Annotated in this window: 14 protein-coding genes, 1 tRNA gene, 1 rRNA gene and 1 pseudogene; 4 read left to right on the forward strand and 13 right to left on the reverse strand. The window is 70.5% G+C overall.

From position 1 onward, the window contains the following. The first annotated feature begins 66 nt into the window (after nt 1–66). Nucleotides 67–876: an Fpg/Nei family DNA glycosylase gene (locus tag ACFWJW_RS36330; RefSeq protein WP_387249293.1), complete on the forward strand. Its 810-nt coding sequence runs from the start codon at nt 67–69 to the stop codon at nt 874–876. A 59-nt stretch (nt 877–935) separates the two neighbouring features. Beyond that, nucleotides 936–1,744 (forward strand): annotated as a pseudogene (locus ACFWJW_RS36335) (SDR family NAD(P)-dependent oxidoreductase). Here the strand turns inward: ACFWJW_RS36335 and ACFWJW_RS36340 are convergent. The 10 genes from ACFWJW_RS36340 to ACFWJW_RS36385 all read right to left on the reverse strand — a co-directional run bounded on the left by ACFWJW_RS36340 (nt 1,692) and on the right by ACFWJW_RS36385 (nt 16,448). Beyond that, nucleotides 1,692–2,051, reverse strand: coding sequence for a hypothetical protein (locus ACFWJW_RS36340; RefSeq protein ID WP_387249295.1), 360 nt, complete (start codon nt 2,049–2,051; stop codon nt 1,692–1,694). The pseudogene ACFWJW_RS36335 and the gene ACFWJW_RS36340 sit on opposite strands and share 53 nt — an antisense overlap. Before the next feature lie 168 nt (nt 2,052–2,219). Continuing rightward, nucleotides 2,220–2,690 carry a Dps family protein gene (locus tag ACFWJW_RS36345; RefSeq protein ID WP_387249297.1) on the reverse strand — a complete coding sequence of 157 codons (471 nt, stop codon included), beginning with the start codon at nt 2,688–2,690 and terminating at the stop codon, nt 2,220–2,222. Nucleotides 2,691–2,884: 194 nt separating this feature from the next. After that, complete coding sequence (locus ACFWJW_RS36350) at nt 2,885–3,268, reverse strand: helix-turn-helix domain-containing protein (RefSeq protein ID WP_018092941.1); 384 nt, start codon at nt 3,266–3,268, stop codon at nt 2,885–2,887. Nucleotides 3,269–3,362: 94 nt separating this feature from the next. After that, nucleotides 3,363–3,899 carry a CinA family protein gene (locus tag ACFWJW_RS36355; protein WP_251083966.1) on the reverse strand — a complete coding sequence of 179 codons (537 nt, stop codon included), beginning with the start codon at nt 3,897–3,899 and terminating at the stop codon, nt 3,363–3,365. Then, nucleotides 3,896–4,546, reverse strand: a complete 651-nt coding sequence (pgsA, locus tag ACFWJW_RS36360) for a CDP-diacylglycerol--glycerol-3-phosphate 3-phosphatidyltransferase (protein ID WP_387249300.1) — start codon at nt 4,544–4,546, stop codon at nt 3,896–3,898. Before pgsA ends, ACFWJW_RS36355 begins: the two co-directional genes overlap by 4 nt. Next, on the reverse strand, nt 4,543–6,033 hold the full coding sequence (gene rimO, locus ACFWJW_RS36365; RefSeq protein WP_387249303.1) for a 30S ribosomal protein S12 methylthiotransferase RimO: 1,491 nt from the start codon (nt 6,031–6,033) through the stop codon (nt 4,543–4,545). Before rimO ends, pgsA begins: the two co-directional genes overlap by 4 nt. 103 nt (nt 6,034–6,136) lie before the next feature. Next, nucleotides 6,137–6,946: a helix-turn-helix domain-containing protein gene (locus ACFWJW_RS36370; RefSeq protein WP_387249305.1), complete on the reverse strand. Its 810-nt coding sequence runs from the start codon at nt 6,944–6,946 to the stop codon at nt 6,137–6,139. Nucleotides 6,947–7,170: 224 nt separating this feature from the next. Continuing rightward, nucleotides 7,171–9,936 carry a DNA translocase FtsK gene (locus ACFWJW_RS36375; RefSeq protein ID WP_387249307.1) on the reverse strand — a complete coding sequence of 922 codons (2,766 nt, stop codon included), beginning with the start codon at nt 9,934–9,936 and terminating at the stop codon, nt 7,171–7,173. A 92-nt stretch (nt 9,937–10,028) separates the two neighbouring features. After that, nucleotides 10,029–10,688 carry a two-component system response regulator gene (locus tag ACFWJW_RS36380; RefSeq protein WP_042159926.1) on the reverse strand — a complete coding sequence of 220 codons (660 nt, stop codon included), beginning with the start codon at nt 10,686–10,688 and terminating at the stop codon, nt 10,029–10,031. A 255-nt stretch (nt 10,689–10,943) separates the two neighbouring features. Beyond that, nucleotides 10,944–16,448, reverse strand: a complete 5,505-nt coding sequence (locus tag ACFWJW_RS36385; protein ID WP_387249309.1) for a HAMP domain-containing protein — start codon at nt 16,446–16,448, stop codon at nt 10,944–10,946. A gap of 261 nt (nt 16,449–16,709) precedes the next feature. Between ACFWJW_RS36385 and ACFWJW_RS36390 the strand changes: the two genes are divergently transcribed. Then, complete coding sequence (locus ACFWJW_RS36390; RefSeq protein ID WP_387249311.1) at nt 16,710–19,379, forward strand: SpoIIE family protein phosphatase; 2,670 nt, start codon at nt 16,710–16,712, stop codon at nt 19,377–19,379. A gap of 143 nt (nt 19,380–19,522) precedes the next feature. Beyond that, nucleotides 19,523–20,572, forward strand: coding sequence for a YncE family protein (locus ACFWJW_RS36395; protein WP_387249314.1), 1,050 nt, complete (start codon nt 19,523–19,525; stop codon nt 20,570–20,572). Nucleotides 20,573–20,638: 66 nt separating this feature from the next. Here the strand turns inward: ACFWJW_RS36395 and ACFWJW_RS36400 are convergent. The 3 genes from ACFWJW_RS36400 to rrf form a co-directional block, all read right to left on the reverse strand. After that, nucleotides 20,639–20,714: transfer RNA gene (locus ACFWJW_RS36400), tRNA-Thr, on the reverse strand. A 63-nt stretch (nt 20,715–20,777) separates the two neighbouring features. After that, nucleotides 20,778–21,455: a DegT/DnrJ/EryC1/StrS family aminotransferase gene (locus ACFWJW_RS36405; protein ID WP_387249316.1), complete on the reverse strand. Its 678-nt coding sequence runs from the start codon at nt 21,453–21,455 to the stop codon at nt 20,778–20,780. A 114-nt stretch (nt 21,456–21,569) separates the two neighbouring features. Continuing rightward, nucleotides 21,570–21,657 (reverse strand): 5S ribosomal RNA (rrf, locus tag ACFWJW_RS36410); the annotation flags it as partial.

Here is a 21,657-nt window from a genome sequence, read left to right on the forward strand (position 1 = left end):
CCCGGCTCCCGGCTCCCGGCTCCCGGCTCCCGGCTCCCGGCTCCCGGCTCCCGGCATGATGGTGGCATGCCCGAAGGCGACACCGTCTGGCGCTTGGCCCAGCGGCTCCACGACGCGCTGACCGGCGGTCCACTGACCCGCTGCGACCTTCGCGTGCCCCGGCTGGCGACGGTGGATCTGACCGGCCGCGGGGTGCTGGGCGTCATCCCCCGCGGCAAGCACCTCCTCACCCGCTTCGAGGGCGGTCTGACCCTGCACTCCCATCTGCGGATGGACGGCGCATGGCAGATCTACGCCCCGGCCGAGCGCTGGCGAGGCGGCCCCGCCCACCAGATCCGGGCGATCCTCGGCACCGCGGACCATACCGCCGTCGGCTACCGCCTCCCCGTGCTCGACCTGCTGCGCACCGCCGACGAGCCCCGGGTCGTCGGCCATCTGGGACCCGATCTCCTCGGCCCGGACTGGGACCCCGCCGAAGCCCTGCGCCGGCTGCTCGCCGCCCCCGAGCGCCCCCTCGGCGAGGCCCTGCTCGACCAGCGCAATCTCGCCGGCCTCGGCAATGTCTACACATGCGAGCTGTGCTTCCTGCTGCACGCCTCACCCTGGCTCCCCATAGGGGCGCTCCCCCGGCCGGAGCGCGTGCCCACGCTCGCCAAGAAGCTCCTGGAAGCCAACAAGCGGCGCCCCGCCCGTATCACCACGCCCAGTGCCCGCCCCGACCGGCGGCTGTGGGTCTACGGCCGGGCCGGCCGCCCCTGCCTGCGCTGCGGCACCGGGATCCGTACCGGCGACCAGGACCCCACCGCCGAGGAACGCGTCACCTACTGGTGCCCCACCTGCCAGGCGGACCCACGGGGCAGCCGCCCCGCCGGCTGACCCGAGGCATCCCCGCACCACAGTTGACGCACCGTCAGATCTCTCCCTACCCTCGCCCCATGCCTCTCACGGCGTACGACCTCACGGGCCGCACCGCGCTCGTCACGGGCGCGGCTGGGGGCACCTCCCACGCCCTTCAGGCAGTGGGGGAGGCATCGGCCGCGCCACCGCCACCCTCCTCGCCAGCGCCGGAGCCACCGTCCACTGCGCCGACCTCGACGCACCGGGCGCGCGGGCGACCGCCGCGGCCATCACCGCGGCAGCGGGCTCCGCGCACGCCCATCAGCTCGATGTCACCCGGCGCGAGCAGGTCGCCGCCGTCGTCGACGCCGCCCGCAGCGCCACCGGCCGCCTCGACGTGATGGCGAACATCGCCGGAATCATGCACTCCGCCCCCGTCCTGGAGACCGAGGACGCGGATCTGGACCGGGTCTGGAACACCAACTTCAAAGGCGTGCTGTACGGCTGCCAGGAGGCCGCGCGCACCATGATCGCCACCGCCACCCGGGGCTCCCTCGTGAACATGGCCTCCGGCGCGATCGACACCGGCGCCCCCGGCCTGCTCTCCTACGGCGCCGCCAAGGCCGCCGTCGTCCAGCTCACCAAGACCCTGGCCACCGAGGTCGGCCGGCACGGCATCCGCGTCAACGCCGTCGCCCCGGGCTGGGTCCGTACGGCGATGACCGACCGCCACACCGCGGAGGCGCAGCAACAGGCGGAGGGACCGATGATCCGGATGTCGCCGCTGGGGAGGGTGGGAGAGCCCGAAGACGTCGCCCACACCGTGCTGCACCTGGCGTCGGACGCCTCGTCCTTCATGACCGGCCAGGTCCTCCGCCCGAACGGCGGCGTCGCCATGCCCTGGTGACCGCCCCCCGGCGCTCCCGGACCCGCCGGGCCGCCCGCGCCATGACGCGATGGCAGAGACCGTCCTTCCGGTTCGCCCGCGGTACGCAGTGCACCGGCAGCAGACTCAGCCCCCAGCCGCCCACCAGCACGGCTCCTTCGACCACCCCCGCCGACTGCGGCCACACCACCAGCCGGACCGCGGCCCACCACCACAGCCCCCCGGCGACGACCCCGGAGAGGGCGACGGCCGCGGATATCGAGCGCCCCGGCACGGTACGCGGACGCCGTCCGGCCGGTCCGCGGACCGCGAAGTCACGCCACCCCATGGCTGCCTCCTCCGGCCGACGCTAGACGGGTCCCGCCGCCCGGCGGGAGGGCGCACCGGGGCATTCCCGGCGCGCAGCCGGCCCCGCAAGCCCCGGAACGGCCCTCGACGCCGCCGGCCCCGTCAGGCACACCCGAGAGCCCGGAGCCTCAGCGCACGCCGCCGTCCGTCACTGGGCCTCGGCCTGGAACATCCAGTGGTGCTTCTCCAGGTCGGCGGTCAGCCCGATGAGGATGTCCTGACTGACCGGGTCCGGCTCCGCGGTGGCGAGGATCCGCTCACGCATCCGGCCGATGACCGCGCCCAGCGCCTCCACCATCGCCCGCACCACGTCGCCGTCCTTGATCCAGCCGTCCTTGACCTCGCCGATGCCGCTGGTCTTGGCGACCGTGACCGCCCGCCCGTCAGGGGACACCCCGATCGCCGCCGCCCGCTCGGCCACCGTGTCGGCGTGCTGCCGTCCGCTGGCGACCACCTCGTCGAGCTGGAGATGTACGGAGCGGAAGCGCGGACCGATGACGTTCCAGTGCACCTGCTTGGCGACGAGGGAGAGATCCACCAGGTCGACGAGGGCTCCCTGGAGGGCGTTGCCGACGATGCCGCGGTCCCCGTCGGACAGTGTGCTCTTGACGACAGACATCCAGATACTCCTATTCAGGCGATTTATCCGATTTGGCCATCGTATAAATGAATCGCCCGTTCCGAGCTGCCCGGACGGTCCGGCCGAGCGCCCACCGGGGCCCGGATCCACCGCGCACCCCCGTCCCCGTACGGGCAGCACAAAGCCCCGGCAGGCCGTGCCCGCCAGGGCTTCGATGCGTACGAACAGGGGTGTCAGGCCGCGACGACATCCACGACGTCTGCCGGGGACTTGATGGTCACGCGGTCCTCCGGCACACCGGCCAGGGACGTGACGGACACCGAATTGAGCTTCGGCCGCACCGGTGCGGGCACCGGGTCGCTCGCGGCCGCGGACGCTGCCAGCTCGGCGAGCGCCAGCTCATCGCTGACCTCCCGCATGAGCTCGGACATCCGCACATCCAGCGCGTCACAGATCGACGAGAGCAGCTCGGAGGAAGCCTCCTTCTGCCCCCTCTCCACCTCGGACAAATAGCCGAGCGATACCCGGGCGGAGGAAGAGACCTCGCGCAGGGTTCGGCCCTGGCGCTGACGCTGTCGGCGCAGCACGTCACCCAGCAGGCGACGAAGCAGAATCATCGCTGGCTCCCTCCTCGGACCTCGGATCCGGATCCTTCTCGCCCCACCGTACCGCCTCGGGCGGTACCAGTGCCGGGCGCAAGTACGTGTTCACTCAGGGCTGCAAACATCCATTCCCCCCGTGTTGTTCCGTATCCTGTGCCCGCGTATTTTCTGTCAGTTCGCTCAACAACAGTGCGAGCACGGCGCGAATGGTGTCCTGGCGGATCCGGTCCCGGTCCCCCGCCAGCGACAGCCGGCGCACCGCTCCGGCACCGTCCGGTCCCTGTACGGCCACGAAAACGGTGCCCACCGGATGCCCGTCCTGCGGATCGGGGCCGGCCACACCCGTGGTGGCCAGGCCCCAGTCGGCGCCCAGCACCCGCCGCGCACCGCTCGCCATCTGCCGGGCGACCTCGCCGTCCACGGCACCGCGGGCGGCCAGCAGGGCGCCGTCCACGCCCAGCACCTCCCGCTTGACCTCGGTCGCATACGCCGTGACCGAGCCGCGGACCACCCTCGAGGCCCCCGGGACCGCGGTCAGCGCGCCGGCCACCAGGCCGCCGGTCAGCGATTCGGCCACGGCCAGGCTCTGTCCCCGTCCGGCCAGCACCTCCAGCGCCCCGGCGGCGGCAGAACCCGGCCCGCTCACCGTGCCGCGTCCCGCTCGGCGCGCACCGCCCGCTCCCGGGCCAGCCCGGCCCGGCGCAGCACCACGGCCTGCCGGACGTAGTCGAGCCCGGTGACGACGGTCAGCGCCACCGCCACCGCCATCACCCACCAGCGGAAGGTGGCCAGCGGACCGGTCAGCACCAGGACGTACATCCCGACCGCGGTGCCCTGCGCCAATGTCTTGATTTTGCCGCCACGACTGGCCGGAATGACACCGTGCTTGATCACCCAGAACCTCATCAGCGTGATGCCGAGCTCCCGGAAGAGGATCACGCCGGTCACCCACCACGGCAGATCACCCAGCACCGACAGACAGATCAGCGCGGCACCCATGATCGCCTTGTCCGCGATCGGGTCGGCGATCTTGCCGAAGTCGGTGACCAGGTTGTACGCCCGCGCCAGATGCCCGTCGAACACGTCGGTGATCATGGCGACGGCGAACGCGGCCCAGGCGAAGACCCGCCAGACCGGATCCGTACCGTCGTCGTGCATCAGCAGCAGCACGAAGGCCGGGACCAGCACCAGCCGCAGCATCGTCAGGACGTTGGCGATGTTCCACAGCCCGGCCTGCCGGACGGCCGGCGCCGTGCGCGGCCCACCAGCTGCGGATGCCGGGACTCCGGTCATCTGCCCGCCTCCTCGGTACACCCCGTGCCCTCCACCGACAGCACCTCCGCGACGAGGTCCACGCCCTCGCTCGCCACCACCTTTGCTTCGACCATACGACCGGGCTCCAGGTCCCGGTCGGTCGACAGCAGGGTGACGCCATCGGTCTCCGGGGCCTGGTGCGCGGCCCGCCCGACGACCCCGTCCTCGTCGTCGGTCCGGTCGACCAGCACCCGCACCGTCTCGCCGATCCGCTCCTCGGCGCGCTGCGCGGTCAGCTCCTCGGCCAGCCGGGAGACCCGCGCCAGCCGCTCGGCGACCACGTCCGGGTCGACCTTGTCCTCGTACGAGGCGGCCTCGGTGCCGTCCTCGTCGGAGTAGCCGAAGACGCCGATGGCATCGAGCCGGGCCTCGGTGATGAAACGCTCCAGCTCCGCGAGGTCGCTCTCACTCTCGCCGGGGAAGCCGACGATGAAGTTGGAGCGGGCGCCGGCCTGCGGCGCCTTGGTGCGGATCGTCTCCAGCAGCTCCAGGAAGCTGTCGGTGCCGCCGAAGCGCCGCATCGCGCGCAGCACGCCGGGCGCCGAGTGCTGGAAGGACAGATCGAAGTAGGGCGCGACCTTGTCGGTGCCGGTCAGCACGTCGATCAGACCGGGGCGCATCTCGGCGGGCTGGAGGTAGCTGACCCGGATCCGCTCGATGCCGTCGACGGCCGCCAGCTCCGGCAGCAGCGTCTCCAGCAGCCGGATGTCACCGAGGTCCTTGCCGTAGGAGGTGTTGTTCTCGGAGACCAGCATGATCTCCCTGACGCCCTGCTCGGCCAGCCAGCGGGTCTCCCCGAGCACGTCCGAGGGGCGGCGGGAGATGAAGGAGCCGCGGAAGGACGGGATGGCGCAGAACGAGCAGCGCCGGTCGCAGCCGGAGGCCAGCTTCACCGAGGCGACCGGGTTGGAGTCGAGGCGGCGGCGCAGCGGGGCCCGCGGCCCGGACGCCGGCGCGATGCCCTCGGGCAGGTCCTCAGGGGCCGGGGCCGGCGCGTCACCGTGGCCGGGCAGCGCCACCCCGTCGGTCTGCTGGCGCTCGGCCGGGCTGATCGGCAGCAGCTTGCGGCGGTCGCGCGGCGCGTGGGCCTCGACGTTTCCGCCGCTCAGGATGGTCTGGAGCCGGCCGGAGATATCGCTGTAGTCGTCAAAGCCGAGCACCCCGTCCGCCTCGGGCAGCGCCTCGGCGAGCTCCTTGCCGTAGCGCTCGGCCATGCAGCCGACGGCCACTACGGCCTGGGTTCTGCCATGATCCTTCAGATCGTTGGCTTCCAGCAGGGCATCAACGGAGTCCTTCTTGGCGGCCTCGACGAAACCACAGGTGTTGACGACGGCGACATCGGCATCGGCGGCTTCCTCGACGAGCTCCCAGCCGTCCGCTGCCAGGCGGCCTGCGAGCTCCTCCGAGTCCACCTCGTTACGGGCGCAGCCAAGAGTGACAAGGGCGACGGTACGGCGTTCGGGCATAGGGCTCAGCCTACTTTGTCCCGGCCACCCCCTTGGCGCGCAGGTCTCCGCCGCCGGTCCCGGACCCCGGGGCCGGGCGGCGGACGCCCCCCGACAAGGGCACTCAGCCCGCCTGGGGGTCCCCTGGCGTGTAGCTGAGCCGCTCGACGGTGCCCTTCTCGCCGACCTGCTTGACTTCCTTGCCATTGACGTACAGCTGCACGGCTCCGGCGTTACCGAGGACCAGGTCGATCCGCTTCTTGTCGGTGATGGTCTTGGATTCGCCCTGCTTGAGCAGACCGTCCTCCAGGAGCTTGCCGTTGGCGTCCTTGGCGGAGATCCAGCTCTGGCCGTCGCGGGCGGTCACCTTGATCGTGACCTTGTCCTTCGGCAGTCCGGCGACGGCGCTGTCGGAGGGCTCGGGGTCCGGCTTGAGCGGCGGCTTGATGGTGGAGGGATGGCGGGTCGGCGCCGGCGCCTTCGCATGGGCGTCACCGGCCGCGATCGGGCCGCCGTCGCTCTTGTCCTCGCCCGTGAAGAGGGTGAAGCCCGCGAATCCGACCACGGCGACGATCGCCGCGACCATCGCCGCGGTCCAATTGGGGCGGCGCGGCTCGGAACGGATCCGTTCGGCTTCGAAGAGCGGTGCGGCGGGGGTCGGCGCGGGCCGGCCGCCGTGCTCGGCGTCGAACTGGTCGATCAGGGGTCGGGGATCGAGGGATACGGCACGGGCGAGCGCCCGGATGTGCCCCCGGGCGTAGACGTCGCCGCCACAGCGGGAGAAGTCGTCCTGCTCGATCGCGTGCACGAGGGGGATGCGCACCCGTGTCGTCGTACTGACCTCTTCGACGGTCAGTCCCGCTCCGATACGGGCCTTCTGGAGGGCAGCACCGACGGAAGGCCGGTCTGCTTCGGGGGAGTTGCCGATGGACACGGGGGCGCCTTTCGAGCGTGTAGCCACCTGCTGGAAGTTCAGTTTAGGGGTGGAGCGAAAGGGTCGGGCAAGCGGGAGAGCGGACTTTGTACGCCATCGGAACGCCGTCGGCGGTGCCCTCGGTCTCGATGGTGCGGCATCGTTCCCTCATCTCCCTCAACTTGACGTCTCGGCAGCAGAAACGGTTGCTTACTTCTGTCCTGCGAGTGACCCGGATGTCTGTGCTACTCGGTAGCCTCCCCCCGGATCACCGCCAGCACTCCGTCCAGTTCATCAGGCTTCACAAGAACGTCACGAGCCTTGGAACCCTCGCTCGGCCCGACGATGTTCCGCGACTCCATCAGGTCCATCAGCCGGCCGGCCTTGGCGAAGCCCACCCGCAGCTTGCGCTGGAGCATCGACGTCGACCCGAACTGGGTGGAAACCACCAGCTCAGCGGCCTGACACAGCAGATCGAGGTCATCGCCGATGTCCTCGTCGATCTCCTTCTTCTTCGCCGTGCCGACCGTGACGTCGTCGCGGAAGACGGGCGCCATCTGGTCCTTGCAGTGCTGGACGACGGCCGCGACCTCCTCCTCGGTCACGAACGCGCCCTGCATGCGCACCGGCTTGTTGGCGCCCATCGGCAGGAACAGCCCGTCACCCTTGCCGATCAGCTTCTCGGCGCCCGGCTGGTCGAGGATGACCCGGCTGTCGGCGAGCGAGGAGGTGGCGAACGCGAGCCGGGAGGGCACATTGGCCTTGATCAGGCCGGTGACCACATCGACGGACGGGCGCTGGGTGGCGAGCACCAGGTGGATACCGGCCGCGCGGGCGAGCTGGGTGATGCGGACGATCGAGTCCTCCACGTCCCGCGGCGCGACCATCATCAGATCCGCCAGCTCGTCCACGATGACCAGCAGATACGGGTACGGCGCCAGCTCGCGCTCGCTGCCCTCGGGGGAGCTGACCCGGCCGCTGCGGACCGCCTCGTTGAAGTCGTCGATGTGCCGGAAGCCGTAGGCGGCGAGATCGTCGTAGCGCAGGTCCATCTCGCGCACCACCCACTGGAGCGCCTCCGCGGCGCGCTTGGGGTTGGTGATGATCGGCGTGATCAGATGCGGGATGCCCTCGTACGCGGTCAGCTCGACGCGCTTGGGGTCGACCAGCACCATCCGGACGTCCTCCGGCGTGGCCCGCACCATCACCGAGGTGATCAGACAGTTGATGCAGGAGGACTTGCCGGAGCCGGTGGCACCGGCCACCAGGACGTGCGGCATCTTCGCCATATTGGCCATGACGTAGCCGCCCTCGACGTCCTTGCCGAGCGCCACCAGCATCGGATGCTCATCGCCCGCCGCGTCGGCCAGCCGCAGCACATCGCCGAGGTTGACCATCTCGCGGTCGGTGTTGGGGATCTCGATGCCGACCGCGGACTTGCCGGGGATCGGGCTGATGATCCGGACGTCGGGGCTGGCCACCGCGTAGGCGATGTTCTTGGCCAGGGCGGTGATCTTCTCGACCTTGACGGCCGGGCCGAGCTCGACCTCGTAGCGGGTGACCGTCGGGCCCCGGGTGAAGCCGGTGACCGCGGCATCCACCTTGAACTCCTGGAAGACCGTGGTCAGCGCCGTCACTATGGCGTCGTTCGCGGCGCTGCGGGTCTTGCCGGGCCCACCCCGGGAGAGCAGGTCCAGCGAGGGCAGCGAGTAGGTGATGTCGCCGGACAGCTGGAGCTGCTCGGCGCGGGCCGGCAGCTCGCCCGAGGGCTCGGGCGGGGCCTTGGTGAAGTCCGGCACGGCCGGGGTGCGCTCGTCCGGGGACGGCTCCGGCTCCGCGCCACGGGCCGGCGGCACCGTGCCGCTCTCCCCCGCGGTGTCCTCGCCGTCGCGGCCCCGGCGCTCCCCGGAGATGCTGCTGCTGAGGCCGGCGACGAGCGGTGAGGGCTGGACGCCGTGCAGCACCGCGCCGTCCAGCGCGGCGGCGGCCGCGGCGGCGACGTCCACCGCGTCCATCGGCCGGTCCGGGTCGGACGGTGCGGAGGCCCGGCGCGGCCGGCGCCGCTTGGCAAGCGCCGCTTCCTCTATCGCGTCCGGGTCGTGCGCGGCCGGCGCGGCGGCGCCGCGGCGCGGCTTGCGGGCGGGCTGCTCGCGCCACTCCTCCGCGTAGTCCTCGACCTCGTCGTGCGCCACCTCGGGGTGCACCACGCCCAGCTTGATGCCGAGCGCCCGCAGCCGCTGCGGGATGGCGTTCACCGGCGTCGCGGTGACCACCAGCAGCCCGAAGAGGGTCAGCAGCGCCAGCAGCGCCACCGCCAGGGTCTGTCCGACAGTGAAGATCAGCGGCTTGGACGCGACCCATCCGAGATAGCCGCCGGCGTCCTGTATGGCGGCCAGGCCGTCGTCCCGGCCCGGCGAGCCACAGGCCATCGCGACCTGTCCGAGGACGCCGACCACCAGCGCGGACAGCCCGATCACGATCCGGCCGTTGGCCTCCGGCTGCTCGGGGTGCCGGATGAGGCGTACGGCGATGCCGCCCAGCAGTATCGGGACGACCAGATCGAGCCGGCCGAACGCGCCGGTCACCAGGAGCTCGACGAGGTCGCCGACCGGGCCGCTGAGGTTCGACCAGGTGCCGGCCGCGATCACCAGCGACAGCCCGAGCAGCAGCAGCGCCAGCCCGTCCTTGCGGTGCGCCGGATCGAGGTTCTTCGCGCCGCGGCCCACCCCGCGGAACATCGCCCCGATGCCGTGCGCGAGCCCCAGCCAGCAGGCGCGGGCGAGGCGGTAGACCCCGCCGGTGGGTGACGGCGCCGGCTTGGGAGCGGTCCTCTTGGCGGCGGCCTTCTTGGCCGGTGCCTTCTTCGCGGCCGCCGCCTTCTTGGCCGGCGGCTTCGCGGGCGTCTTCTTCGCGGCGGTCTTCTTGGCGGCGCCGCCCGCGGTCCGTCCGGCGCGCTGCTTCGAGGGGCCCGCCGTGCTCTGGGTTCCCTTGCCGGACGTACGTGAGGCCATGGCGACGAGATTACAGGCGAACACAGGCATGACACGAGCGCACGGCGCTTCACCCGAACGTGTCGCGCGCCCGTCTCATGAAGGGGCGTCAGTCACCCCGCGACGCTTCCCGACCCCGGCTCCAGGGCGTCCAGCGCCCTGCGCAGTCCGGTCAGTTTGCGCTCCAGATGCGCCGCGGTGGCAACCGCCGCCGCGTCCGCCGTCTCGTCCAGCTGCTTGGACAGCGCCTCGGCCTGCTCCTCGACCGCGGCCAGCCGCGCGGAGAGCTCGGCGAGCAGCCCCGCGGACTCCCGCGCCTCGTCGGCGCTCGGCCGCCCGCCCTCCAGCTGGAGCCTCAGCAGGGAAGCCTGCTCCCGCAGTTGGCAGTTCTTCATGTACAGCTCGACGAACACCGAGACCTTGGCGCGCAGCACCCACGGGTCGAACGGCTTGGAGATGTAGTCCACCGCGCCGGCCGCATACCCGCGGAAGGTGTGATGCGGGCCGTGGTTGATGGCCGTGAGGAAGATGATCGGGATGTCGCGGGTCCGCTCGCGCCGCTTGATGTGCGCGGCGGTCTCGAAACCGTCCATGCCCGGCATCTGCACATCGAGCAGAATCACCGCGAAATCGTCCGTGAGCAGTGCTTTGAGCGCTTCCTCCCCGGACGATGCCCGCACCAGTGTCTGATCGAGCGCGGAGAGGATCGCCTCCAGCGCCAGCAGATTCTCCGGCCGGTCATCGACCAGGAGGATCTTGGCCTTCTGCACCATGGCCCGTCCTCCTCGCCCCGGCATCGAACCGGACGCCGCCCCAGGGGACGACTCCGTCACGCCGCCCGTCCTTGTGCCGGTCATGGTAGCTGCACCCCGCCTGTCGCCACACCCTGTCACCGCGATGTCACTGTGCACGTAGCAGAAACGCAGACAGGGACCAGAAGGTTCCCCGGATCCCACGCTTCCACACGTCCGCGGCAACACTGAGTCAGCACGCGATGATCCCCTTTCCCCTCCATACTGGACGCTCCGTCACTCCGCCCGCATCCATTGCTCCATGACCGACAACAGATGATCGGTATCCACCGGCTTGGTCACGTAGTCGGAGGCTCCGGAGTCGATGCTCTTCTCCCGGTCGCCCTTCATCGCCTTCGCGGTCAGCGCGATGATGGGCAGTCCGGCGAACTGCGGCATCCGGCGGATCGCCGCCGTCGTCGCATAGCCGTCCATCTCCGGCATCATGATGTCCATCAGGACCAGCACGATGTCGTCGTGCTGCTCCAGCACCTCGATACCCTCGCGCCCGTTCTCCGCGTAGAGCACCGACAGCCCGTGCTGCTCCAGGACGCTGGTGAGGGCGAAGACGTTGCGGATGTCGTCATCGACGATCAGCACCTTCTCACCGTGGAAGCCGCCCTCGAAGGCCGGGTCCACCAGATCCTGGCCGTTGCCGAGCCAGGGCTCCTCCGAGGGCTGCTGGGGAGCCGGCTGCGGCGGCGCAGGGGGCGCCTGCTGGGGCGCCGGGGCCGGCTGCCGCCCGGAGAGCTCGAAGCGCCGCGGAGTCCCCTGAATCGCCCGGCGGCGGCGCCGGTTGAGGCTGGAGCCCTGCTCGTGCTCCTGCTGCTCCTCGGCCTCCTGCTGCCCGACCTCCGTCTCGCGCGCCTCCGCGTCCATCGCGATCCCGCCGGCCACCAGCTGCGGGTAGCCCTGCGGCGGCAGCCCGCCCGGGTTGTGCGGCAGGTAGAGGGTGAACGTGGAGCCGCGGTTCGGCTCGCTCGCGGCGTGGATCTCGCCGCCCAGCAGCCGGGCGATCTCCCGGCTGATGGACAGGCCCAGGCCGGTACCGCCGTACTTGCGGCTGGTCGTGCCGTCCGCCTGCTTGAACGCCTCGAAGATGACCCGCATCTTGCTGGAGGCGATGCCGATCCCGGTGTCGGTCACCGAGAAGGCGATCATGTCGGCGTCCGGGTCGCGCAGCGATCCGTGCTCCAGCAGCTGCTCCCGGATGGCCACCGGGACATCCGCGCCGGCCGGCCGGATCACCAGCTCGACGGCGCCGCTGTCGGTGAACTTCACCGCGTTGGACAGCAGATTGCGCAGCACCTGGAGCAGCCGCTGTTCGTCGGTGTGCAGCGTCGCCGGCAGCTCCGGGGAGACCCGTACGGAGAAGTCGAGTCCCTTCTCCGCGGTCAGCGGCCGGAACGTGGCCTCCACGTAGTCGACCAGCTGGACCAGCGCGATCCGCGTCGGGCTGACGTCCATCTTGCCGGCCTCGACCTTCGACAGGTCGAGGATGTCGTTGATCAGCTGGAGCAGGTCGGAACCGGCGCCATGGATGGTTTCGGCGAATTCGACCTGCTTCGGGGAGAGGTTCCCCTCGGCGTTATCGGCCAGCAATTTGGCCAGAATCAGCAGGGAGTTGAGCGGCGTGCGCAGCTCGTGCGACATGTTCGCCAGGAACTCCGACTTGTAGCGCATCGAGACCGCGAGCTGTTCGGCGCGCTCCTCCAGGACCTGGCGCGCCTCCTCGATCTCGGTGTTCTTCACCTCGATGTCGCGGTTCTGCGCGCGCAGCTGCTCGGCCTTCTCCTCCAGCTCGGAGTTGGACAGCTCCAGCGCCTTCTGCCGGCTCTCCAGCTCGCCCGACCGCTCCTTGAGCTGCTCGGTCAGCTCCTGCGACTGCTTGAGCAGCACCTCGGTCTTGGTGTTCACCGAGATGGTGTTGACGCTGGTCGCGATCATCTCGGCGATCTGGCTGAGGAAGTCCTTCTGGATCTGGGTGAACGGCTGGAAGGACGCCAGCTCGATGACGCCGAGCACCTTGTCCTCGAACAGTACCGGCAGCACGATCACATTCGCCGGCGGCGCCTCACCCAGCCCGGAGGCGATCTTGAGATAGCCGGACGGGACGTTCTCCACCAGGATGGTGCGCCCCTCCTCCGCGGCCGTGCCGATCAGCGTCTCGCCCGGCCGGAAGGTCGTCGGCATCCCGCCCATGGCGTAGCCGTACGAGCCCATCAGCCGCAGCTCGTACGCACCGGCCTCGCCGCCGTCCGCGCCGATCTCCTGGCTGTCGGGCTGCGCGGCGAGGAAGAACGCGCCGTGCTGGGCGGAGACCGCGGGCGACAGCTCGCTCATGATGAGCGTGGCGACGTCCTTGAGGTCGCGCCGGCCCTGCATCAGACCGGAGATCCGGGCCAGATTGCCCTTGAGCCAGTCCTGTTCCTCGTTGGCGAGGGTGGTCTCCCGGAGCGTGGAGATCATCGTGTTGACGTTGTCCTGGAGCTCCAGGATCTCGCCGGCCGCGTCCACGTCGATGCGGACGTTGTGATCGCCGAGGGTGACCGCCGCGGCGACCGCGGCGATGGCCCGCACCTGACGGGTCAGGTTGCCCGCCATCTCGTTCACCGATTCGGTCAGGTCCCGCCAGGTGCCGGCCACGCCGCGCACCTGCGCCTGCCCGCCCAGCTGGCCTTCCGTACCCACCTCGCGGGCCACTCTGGTGACCTGCTCGGCGAAGGACGACAGCTGGTCGACCATGGTGTTGATGGTGGTCTTCAGCGCGAGGATCTCGCCCCGCGCATCGATGTCGATCTTCTTGGTCAGATCGCCCTTGGCGATGGCGGTGGTGACCATGGCGATGTTGCGGACCTGGCCGGTGAGGTTGTTGGCCATCGAGTTCACGGACTCGGTGAGGTCCTTCCACGTACCGGCGACGCCGGGGACGCGGGCCTGACCGCCCAGGATGCCGTCGGTGCCCACCTCACGGGCCACTCGCGTGACCTCGTCGGCGAACGACGACAGCGTGGTGACCATCGTGTTGACCGTGTCGGCGAGCTGCGCGACCTCGCCGCGCGCCTCGACCGTCACTTTCTTTGTGAGGTCTCCGTTGGCAACTGCCGCCGAGACCTGGGAGATGTTGCGCACCTGGATGGTCAGGTTGTTGGCCATCAGGTTCACGTTGTCGCTGAGGTCCAGCCAGATACCGGTGGCACCCGGCACCCGCGCCTGGCCGCCCAACTGGCCCTCGGTGCCCACCTCGCGGGCCACCCGGGTCACCTGCTCGGCGAACGACGACAGCTGGTCGACCATCGTGTTGACGGTCGTGACCAGTTCGAGGATCTCGCCCTTGGCGTCGACGGTGATCTTCTTGGACAGATCACCGCGGGCCACCGCGGTCGTCACCTCGGCGATGTTGCGCACCTGCGAAGTGAGGTTGTTCGCCATGAAGTTGACGGACTGGGTGAGGTCCTTCCACGTACCGCTGACGCCCTGCACCTCGGCCTGGCCGCCCAGGATGCCCTCGGTGCCGACCTCACGGGCGACCCGGGTGACCTGCTCCGCGAACGAGGAGAGCTGGTCGACCATGGTGTTCAGGGTGTTCTTGAGCTCCAGGATCTCGCCCCGGGCGTCCACGTCGATCTTCTGCGACAGGTCACCGCGGGCGACCGCCGTGGCGACCTGCGCGATGTTGCGGACCTGGGCCGTCAGGTTGCCGGCCATACCGTTCACGGAGTCGGTCAGATCGCGCCAGACACCCGCGACGCCCGGCACCTGCGCCTGACCGCCCAGCCGGCCGTCCGTACCGACCTCCCGGGCGACCCGGGTGACCTGTTCGGCGAAGGCGGAGAGCTGGTCGACCATCGTGTTGATGGTGTTCTTGAGCTCCAGGATCTCGCCGCGCGCGTCCACGTCGATCTTCTGGGAGAGATCACCACGGGCGACCGCCGTCGTCACCTGCGCGATCTGCCGCACCTGTGAAGTCAGGTTCCCCGCCATGAAGTTGACGGAGTCGGTCAGTTCCTTCCAGGTGCCGCTGACGCCGTCCACCCGGGCCTGGCCGCCCAGCCGGCCCTCCGTGCCCACGTCCCTGGCCATCCGCGTGACCTGGTCGGCGAACGAGGACAGCTGGTCCACCATGGTGTTCACGGTGTTCTTCAGCTGAAGCATCTCGCCGGAGACATCGACGGTCACCTTCTGCGAGAGGTCACCGTTGGCCACCGCGGTCGTCACCTGGGCGATGTTGCGCACCTGCCCGGTGAGGTTGCGGAAGGCGGTGTTCACGGAGTCCGTGAGGTCCTTCCACGTCCCCGCGGCACCGGGCACCGCCGCCTGGCCGCCCAGCTCGCCCTCGACCCCGATCTCCCGCGCGACGCGCGTCACTTCGGCGCCGAACGACGACAGCTGACCCACCATCGTGTTGACGGTGTTCTTCAACTCCAGCATTTCACCGGCCACATCGACGGTGACCGTCTGCGAGAGGTCACCGTTGGCGACCGCCGTCGTCACCTGCGCGATGTCCCGCACCTGCGCCGTCAGGTTGCGGAAGGCGGTGTTCACCGAATCGGTGAGGTCCTTCCACGTGCCGGCCGCGCCCGGCACCTGTGCCTGACCGCCGAGCTGGCCCTCGGCGCCGACCTCGTTCGCCACCCGCGTCACTTCGTCCGCGAAGGTCCGCAGCGTCTCGGTCATGGTGTTGATCGTGTCGGCCAGCTGCGCGACCTCGCCGCGTGCGCTGACCGTGACCTTCTGCGACAGATCGCCGTTCGCGACGGCGGTGGTGACCTGCGCGATCCCGCGCACCTGCGCGGTGAGGTTGCCGGCCATGAGATTGACCGAGTCCGTCAGGTCCTTCCACACGCCGGCGACGCCGGGGACCTGCGCCTGACCGCCCAGCTCACCCTCCGTGCCGACCTCCCGGGCGACCCGCGTCACCTCGGAGGCGAACGAGGAGAGCTGGTCGACCATCGTGTTGACGGTGTTCTTCAGCTCCAGCATCTCGCCGGAGACATGGACGGTCACCTTGCGTGACAGATCACCCTTGGCCACCGCCGTGGTGACGAGAGCAATGTCACGCACCTGGGCCGTCAGCCGGGACGCCATGGTGTTGACGGATTCCGTGAGGTCCTTCCACGAACCCGACATTCCGCGCACCCGCGCCTGGCCGCCGAGCTTGCCCTCCGTACCGACCTCACTGGCCACTCTCGTGACCTCGTCGGTAAAGGCGGAGAGCTGGTCCACCAGCCCGTTGACGGTCCGGCCGACCTTCAGGAATTCACCCCGCAGAGGGTGCTCCGAAGAGCTGTCCGAACTGCGCGAGCGGAGATCCATCCGCTGTTCCAGGTCGCCCTCGGAGACCGCCGACAGCACCCGCCCCACCTCGGAGACGGGCCGTACGAGGTCGTCGACCAGCGCATTCGAGGCGTCGATCGCCGCGGCCCAGGAGCCCTCGGCGGCGCCGACCTCCAGCCGTTCCGTGAGCTTTCCCTCACGGCCGACGACCCGGCGCACCCGCGTCAGCTCGCCCGTGAGATGCAGATTGCGGTCCGCGACCTCGTTGAAGACCGCTGCGATCTCCGACATGACGCCGTCGCCGGAAACCGTGAGCCGTTTGCGGAAGTTCCCGTCCCGCATGGCAACCAACGCGACCAACAGCCGATTCAGCGCAGCCGTATCCACTTCGGTCGTCCCGTTGTTCCGGGATCGTCCGCCTTTCGCGCGCGTGCTTGCGCCCCGCGCCGCTGCGCCAGACTCCACCGTGTCCCTCCCGCAGGGTCGACCGTTCTACCCGGGCTTTCTCTTGATACTTGCCCAGTGTTTCACCATGGCTCAACCAGGCCATAACAGTTCGGCAGCATCGCACACCGTCCCGGTGCACGATTGGGGCGGAAACACACGTGACCGGCATCCTTGGGTGCGGCGAAGGTAAGTAACCTGGCATACGGCTGTCCACCGCCCCGGCTATCAAGCACGGGCGGTGGGGCGAGCACAACAGGTATTCGGAGGGGCGCCGCGACCATGGGGGAGCAGATCACCGACACACGCATGAGGAGACCAGTGATCACCGCGCGGGCCGCCGCAACCTTCGAGCCGGTCGGGCGCTCCGTCGCCACTGCCCGTGCGTTCGTCCGCGACACCCTCCAGGGCTGGGGCTGCGCCGACATCGTCGACGACGCCGTCGTCCTGACCAGTGAGCTGGTCACCAACGCGGTGGTGCACGCCGGCACCGCCGCCGATGTGCTGTGTCTGCGCAACGACGGCGGAGTGAAGATCTCCGTCGCCGACCGCTACCCCGAACGGGAGATCCCGCTCCAGAACGCCGGGCAGGTCGTCGTCCACCCCGACCGCGAGGGCGGCCGCGGCCTGCTGCTGTGCGGCGCGCTGGCCTCCCGCTGGGGCGTCGAGTACACCGCCGCCCAAAAGCACGTGTGGTTCCAGCTGGATCTCCCCGAGCGCCCGGCCGGCACCCGCTCCGCGGGCCCCGCGCTGCCCGTGGACGCCCTCCCGGTCACCGACGCCCGGGTCCGCGTCGCCGTGATCCAGATCGACCGCGGCGGCTGCATCAGCTTCTGGAACGAGGACGCCCAGGACCTCTTCGCCTACGACCCCGAGCAGGTCATCGGCAAACCGCTCACCGACTTCGCCGCCTGGCCGCACACCCCCGGCACCGGCACCGGTATCGCCGAGGCGCTCCAGCTGTCCCGCTGGGAGGGCTCCTACGGCATAAGGGGCGCCGACGGCCGGGTCGTCCCCGTCTACGCCTCCCACCTGCGCGTCCGCGACGCCGACGGGGAGGCGTCCACGGTCTGCCTCCTGGTGCGCGACCACGAGCGCGCGATCCTCCAGAGCCCGCAGCGCACCCCCGCCCCGGACGCCGCCTCCCAGGCCGCCCAGGCCGAGGGACGCCCGTCCGACCCGTTCGAGGTCTTCATCGGCTCCCCGGCCCCGGACGACCTCGACGGCCTGCTCCAGCGCACCGTCGAACGCGCCCGCGACATGCTCGACGGCGACGCCGCCTACCTCCTCCTGGCCACCGACGACGAGACCGAGCTGGAGGTCCGCGCCTCCACGGGCCTGCCCTCCGCCCGCCAGCGGTTCGCCCGCGTCCCCGTCGAGGCCGGATCCGGACGCTACGGCTCCGCCCGGATGCCCGCCGTCCACGAGGACCTCACGGCCGTCCCCGGCGCCGTCCCGCTCCTCAGCGGCACGGGCATGCGCTCGGTCGTCACCGTCCCGCTGAAGGTCGAGGGCCGGCTGACCGGCTCCCTCGGCGTCGCCGCGGAGGGCGCCGGCCGCTACACGAACGAGGAGGCGCTCCGGCTCCAGTTCGCCGCCGACCGCATCGCCCTCGCCGTCGAACGCGCCCGGCTGACCGAGCTGGAGAAGCTGCGCCGCGGCTCCCTCTCCTTCCTCGTCGAGGCGTCCGACCTCCTGGCCGGCACCCTCGACCGCGACCAGACCCTGGCCCTGATGGCCCAGATGACGGTCCCCACCCTCGCCACCTGGTGCGCGGTCTACACCGTCGCCGACCCGGCCTCCGAGCCCGAACTCTCCTATGTCCTGCACGAGGACGAGGACCGTATCGACGGCCTCAAGACGCTGCTGATGAAGGTCGATCCGCCCGAGCCGGTGCCCACCCCCGGCGCCCGGGTATGGACCGCCCCCGGCGACGCCGCCCACGACGCCGCGCTGCGCACCTCGATGCGCAGCCTCGGCCTGGGCAACTCCGCCCGCCCGTCCACCGGTCCGGGCGCCACGCTCGCCACCGCCTCGGCCGTCGGCGGCGAGACCGTGGTGCTCCCCCTCGTCGCCCGTAACCGCGTCATCGGCATGCTCACCCTGGGCAAGCCCACCGAGGAGCACTTCCGCCAGGAGATCCTGGAACTCGCCGAGGACCTCTCCCGCCGGGCCGCGCTCGCCCTGGACAACGCCCGCCTCTACTCCGAGCGCACGGCCATCAGCCAGTCCCTCCAGCGCAGCCTGCTGCCCCCCGAACTGCCCGTCATCCCCGGTGTGGAGGTCGAGGTCATCTACCGCGCGGCCGGCGAGGGCAACGAGGTCGGCGGCGACTTCTACGACCTCTTCCCCATCCGCGACGGCGCGTACGGCTTCGCCATCGGCGATGTCTGCGGCACGGGCCCGGAGGCCGCCGCGGTCACCGGCCTGGCCCGGCACGCACTGCGGCTGCTCGCCCGCGAGGGCTTCGGCGGGCCCGCCGTCTTGGAGCGGCTGAACGCCGCCATCCTCGACGAGGGCGCCCGCAGCCGCTTCCTGACCCTCCTTTACGGCGAGCTGTGGCCGCAGGACGACGGCAGCGCCGTCCTCAAGGTCGTCTGCGCGGGCCATCCGCTGCCGCTCCGGCTGCGCCAGGACGGCACGGTCGAACCGGCCGCCGAACCCCAGCCGCTCCTCGGCGTCATGGACGACCTGGAGCTCTACGAACAGACCGTCACCCTCGACCCCGGCGATGTCCTGCTGTGTGTCACCGACGGCGTCACCGAACGCCGTGAGGGTACCCGCATGCTCGGCGACGACGGCCTCACCGACGTCCTGACGACCTGTACGGGACTGACCGCCGGCGCCGTCGCCGCCCGCGTGCTGCGCGCCGTGGAACGCTTCGCCGCCGAACCCGCCTCCGACGACATGGCCATCCTCGCCCTGCGCGTCCCCGAGTTCCACGCCGGCTGACCCCGGGGCAGCGGCCCATGTGAACCGGCTCACAGCCGTCCGGCCGCTGCTCCCGGCACCACCTGCATCCTTGCGTACGGCGCAAGGCACCCTTGCCCGCCTTGCACTGGAGTCATCCCCAACGGCCGCCCACGATACGGACCATGACTTCCACACCCGCCGGCTCGCCCGGCGATCTGCTCGCCGTCGTCAGCCAGACCGGTCCGACCGTCACCTTCTTCGACGCCGCCACCCACGAACTCCTGGAGGTGCTGCCCGTCCCGCCGCAGCCCCACGAGCTCTGCTACGACCCGGACCGCCGGCTGCTGTATTGCGCCAGCACCTACCGCTCCGGCTTCTACAACGCCCACCAGGGCCGGTCGCACCAGATCACCGTCATCGACGTCGACACCCGCGGCATCGTGGACACCCTCGACACCGCCCCCGACCACGCCCCGCACGGCCTGGCCCTGGACCGTGCCCGCGGCCGGCTGTACGCCAGCGTGGAGGCCACCGACACCGAGCCCGGCGGCGTCCTGGTCTTCGACACCCGCACCCACACCCGCGTCGGCCGTATCCCCACGATGGCCCCCGGCCCGCACTGGTTCGCCCTCACCCCCGACGGGCGGTACGGCTACACCACCAACAAGGAAGCCCCGTTCGTCTCCGTCGTCGATCTCGCACGCGATCAGTGCATCGGCCGCATCCCCGTCACCGGCAGCGAGGGCCTCGCCATCGCCCCCGACGGCCGTCATGCCTATGTGGCGGCTCCCAAGGCCGACTTCACCGCCCCGCCCTCGGCACCGACGGGCATCCACGTCATCGACACCGCCACCCACGAAATCATTCACACGCTCCCCACCAAGGGACAGGTCATGCCGGTCCACGCCACCTCGACCGGCCTGCTCCTGGCCGGCGAACTGCGCCCGGGCACCACACCCCCCGGCGGCCCCCTGGGCTCTCAACTCCCGGGAGTCCTGACCGTCTTCGCCGCCGATACCCTCGCCCCCCTGGGCGAGGTCGAGGTCGGACAGTTCCCCCTCACCATCACCTCTTCCCCCGACGGCCGCCTCGGCTATGTCTCCGCGAATCTCTCCAGCACCGTCACCGTCGTCGACCTCACCACCCTGAGCCCGCTCGCCACCCTGGAAGTCGACCGCACCGACATTTCCGGCGCCCACGGCCTGGCCTATATCGAATCCCGGCAAAACTGACGCATTTCGCGGCTCCGCGTCCCAACACGACAAAGGCCCCCGCCAATTGGCGGGGGCCTTGTCCTCTGGAGCCCCAATACGGAATCGAACCGTAGACCTTCTCCTTACCATGGAGACGCTCTGCCGACTGAGCTATTGGGGCGCGGCAACGGAATAGATATTACCTCAACTCGGCGGCAGGTTCGAACCGCACCCGGGCCACGCCCTAAAAGGCCGGCTGAAGCAATCCGCCCAGCGCATTGCACGCACCGACCATCTTGTGCAGCTCCCGCCGCGACATCCCCGCGTGCACGGGCAGCGCCAGCGTCTCGTCCACCGCCCGCTCCGTCTGCGGCAGAAACACATCCCGCCGCAGCCCCGGCATCCGGTACACCGGAGCCAGCACGGGCACCCGGCACGCCACGCCCTTGGCCCGCAACGTCCGCGCGAACGCATCCCGGTCCGGCCGCCCGTTGCCCGGCACCCGCACCACATACTGCTCGTACGTGTGCCCCGCCGCCGGCGTCGGCGTCCCGACCCCGTTGAGCCTGCCGTCCAGGTACGCCGCATGCGCTCGACGCAGGTCCGCGCCCTCCGGGTCCGCCCCGGGCTCGTCCTCCACCAGCACCAGCAGGCCGTGCCGCTGACCCACTTCACGGATCCAGCCGGCATCCGCCCGCCGCCCGAAGCGGTTCACCGCCACGACGGCGGCGGTCTGACTCGTCACCACGTCCGCCACCGCGGCCGGGTCGAGGCAGTAGCTGTCGCCGTCCACATCGGCGAACACCGGCACCGCGCCCAACTCCACGACGGCCCGGGCCACATCGGCGCTGCCATACGCCGGCACCACGACCTCATCACCCGCACGCACACCGGCTGACTTGAGCGTTCCTACTGTCCGCATGACACGGATCCTGGTCAGCTGAGATGAACTTCGAGTTACGCCCATCACCTGGGGGGCAGAACAAAAAAGCTCCGGTCCCTGAACCAGAGGTTCAGGGACCGGAGCTGAAAAATTGTTCGGCGGCGTCCTACTCTCCCACAGGGTCCCCCCTGCAGTACCATCGGCGCTGAAAGGCTTAGCTTCCGGGTTCGGAATGTAACCG

This window comes from Streptomyces sp. NPDC127097 (assembly GCF_042724075.1).
Classification (GTDB): Bacteria; Actinomycetota; Actinomycetes; order Streptomycetales; family Streptomycetaceae; genus Streptomyces.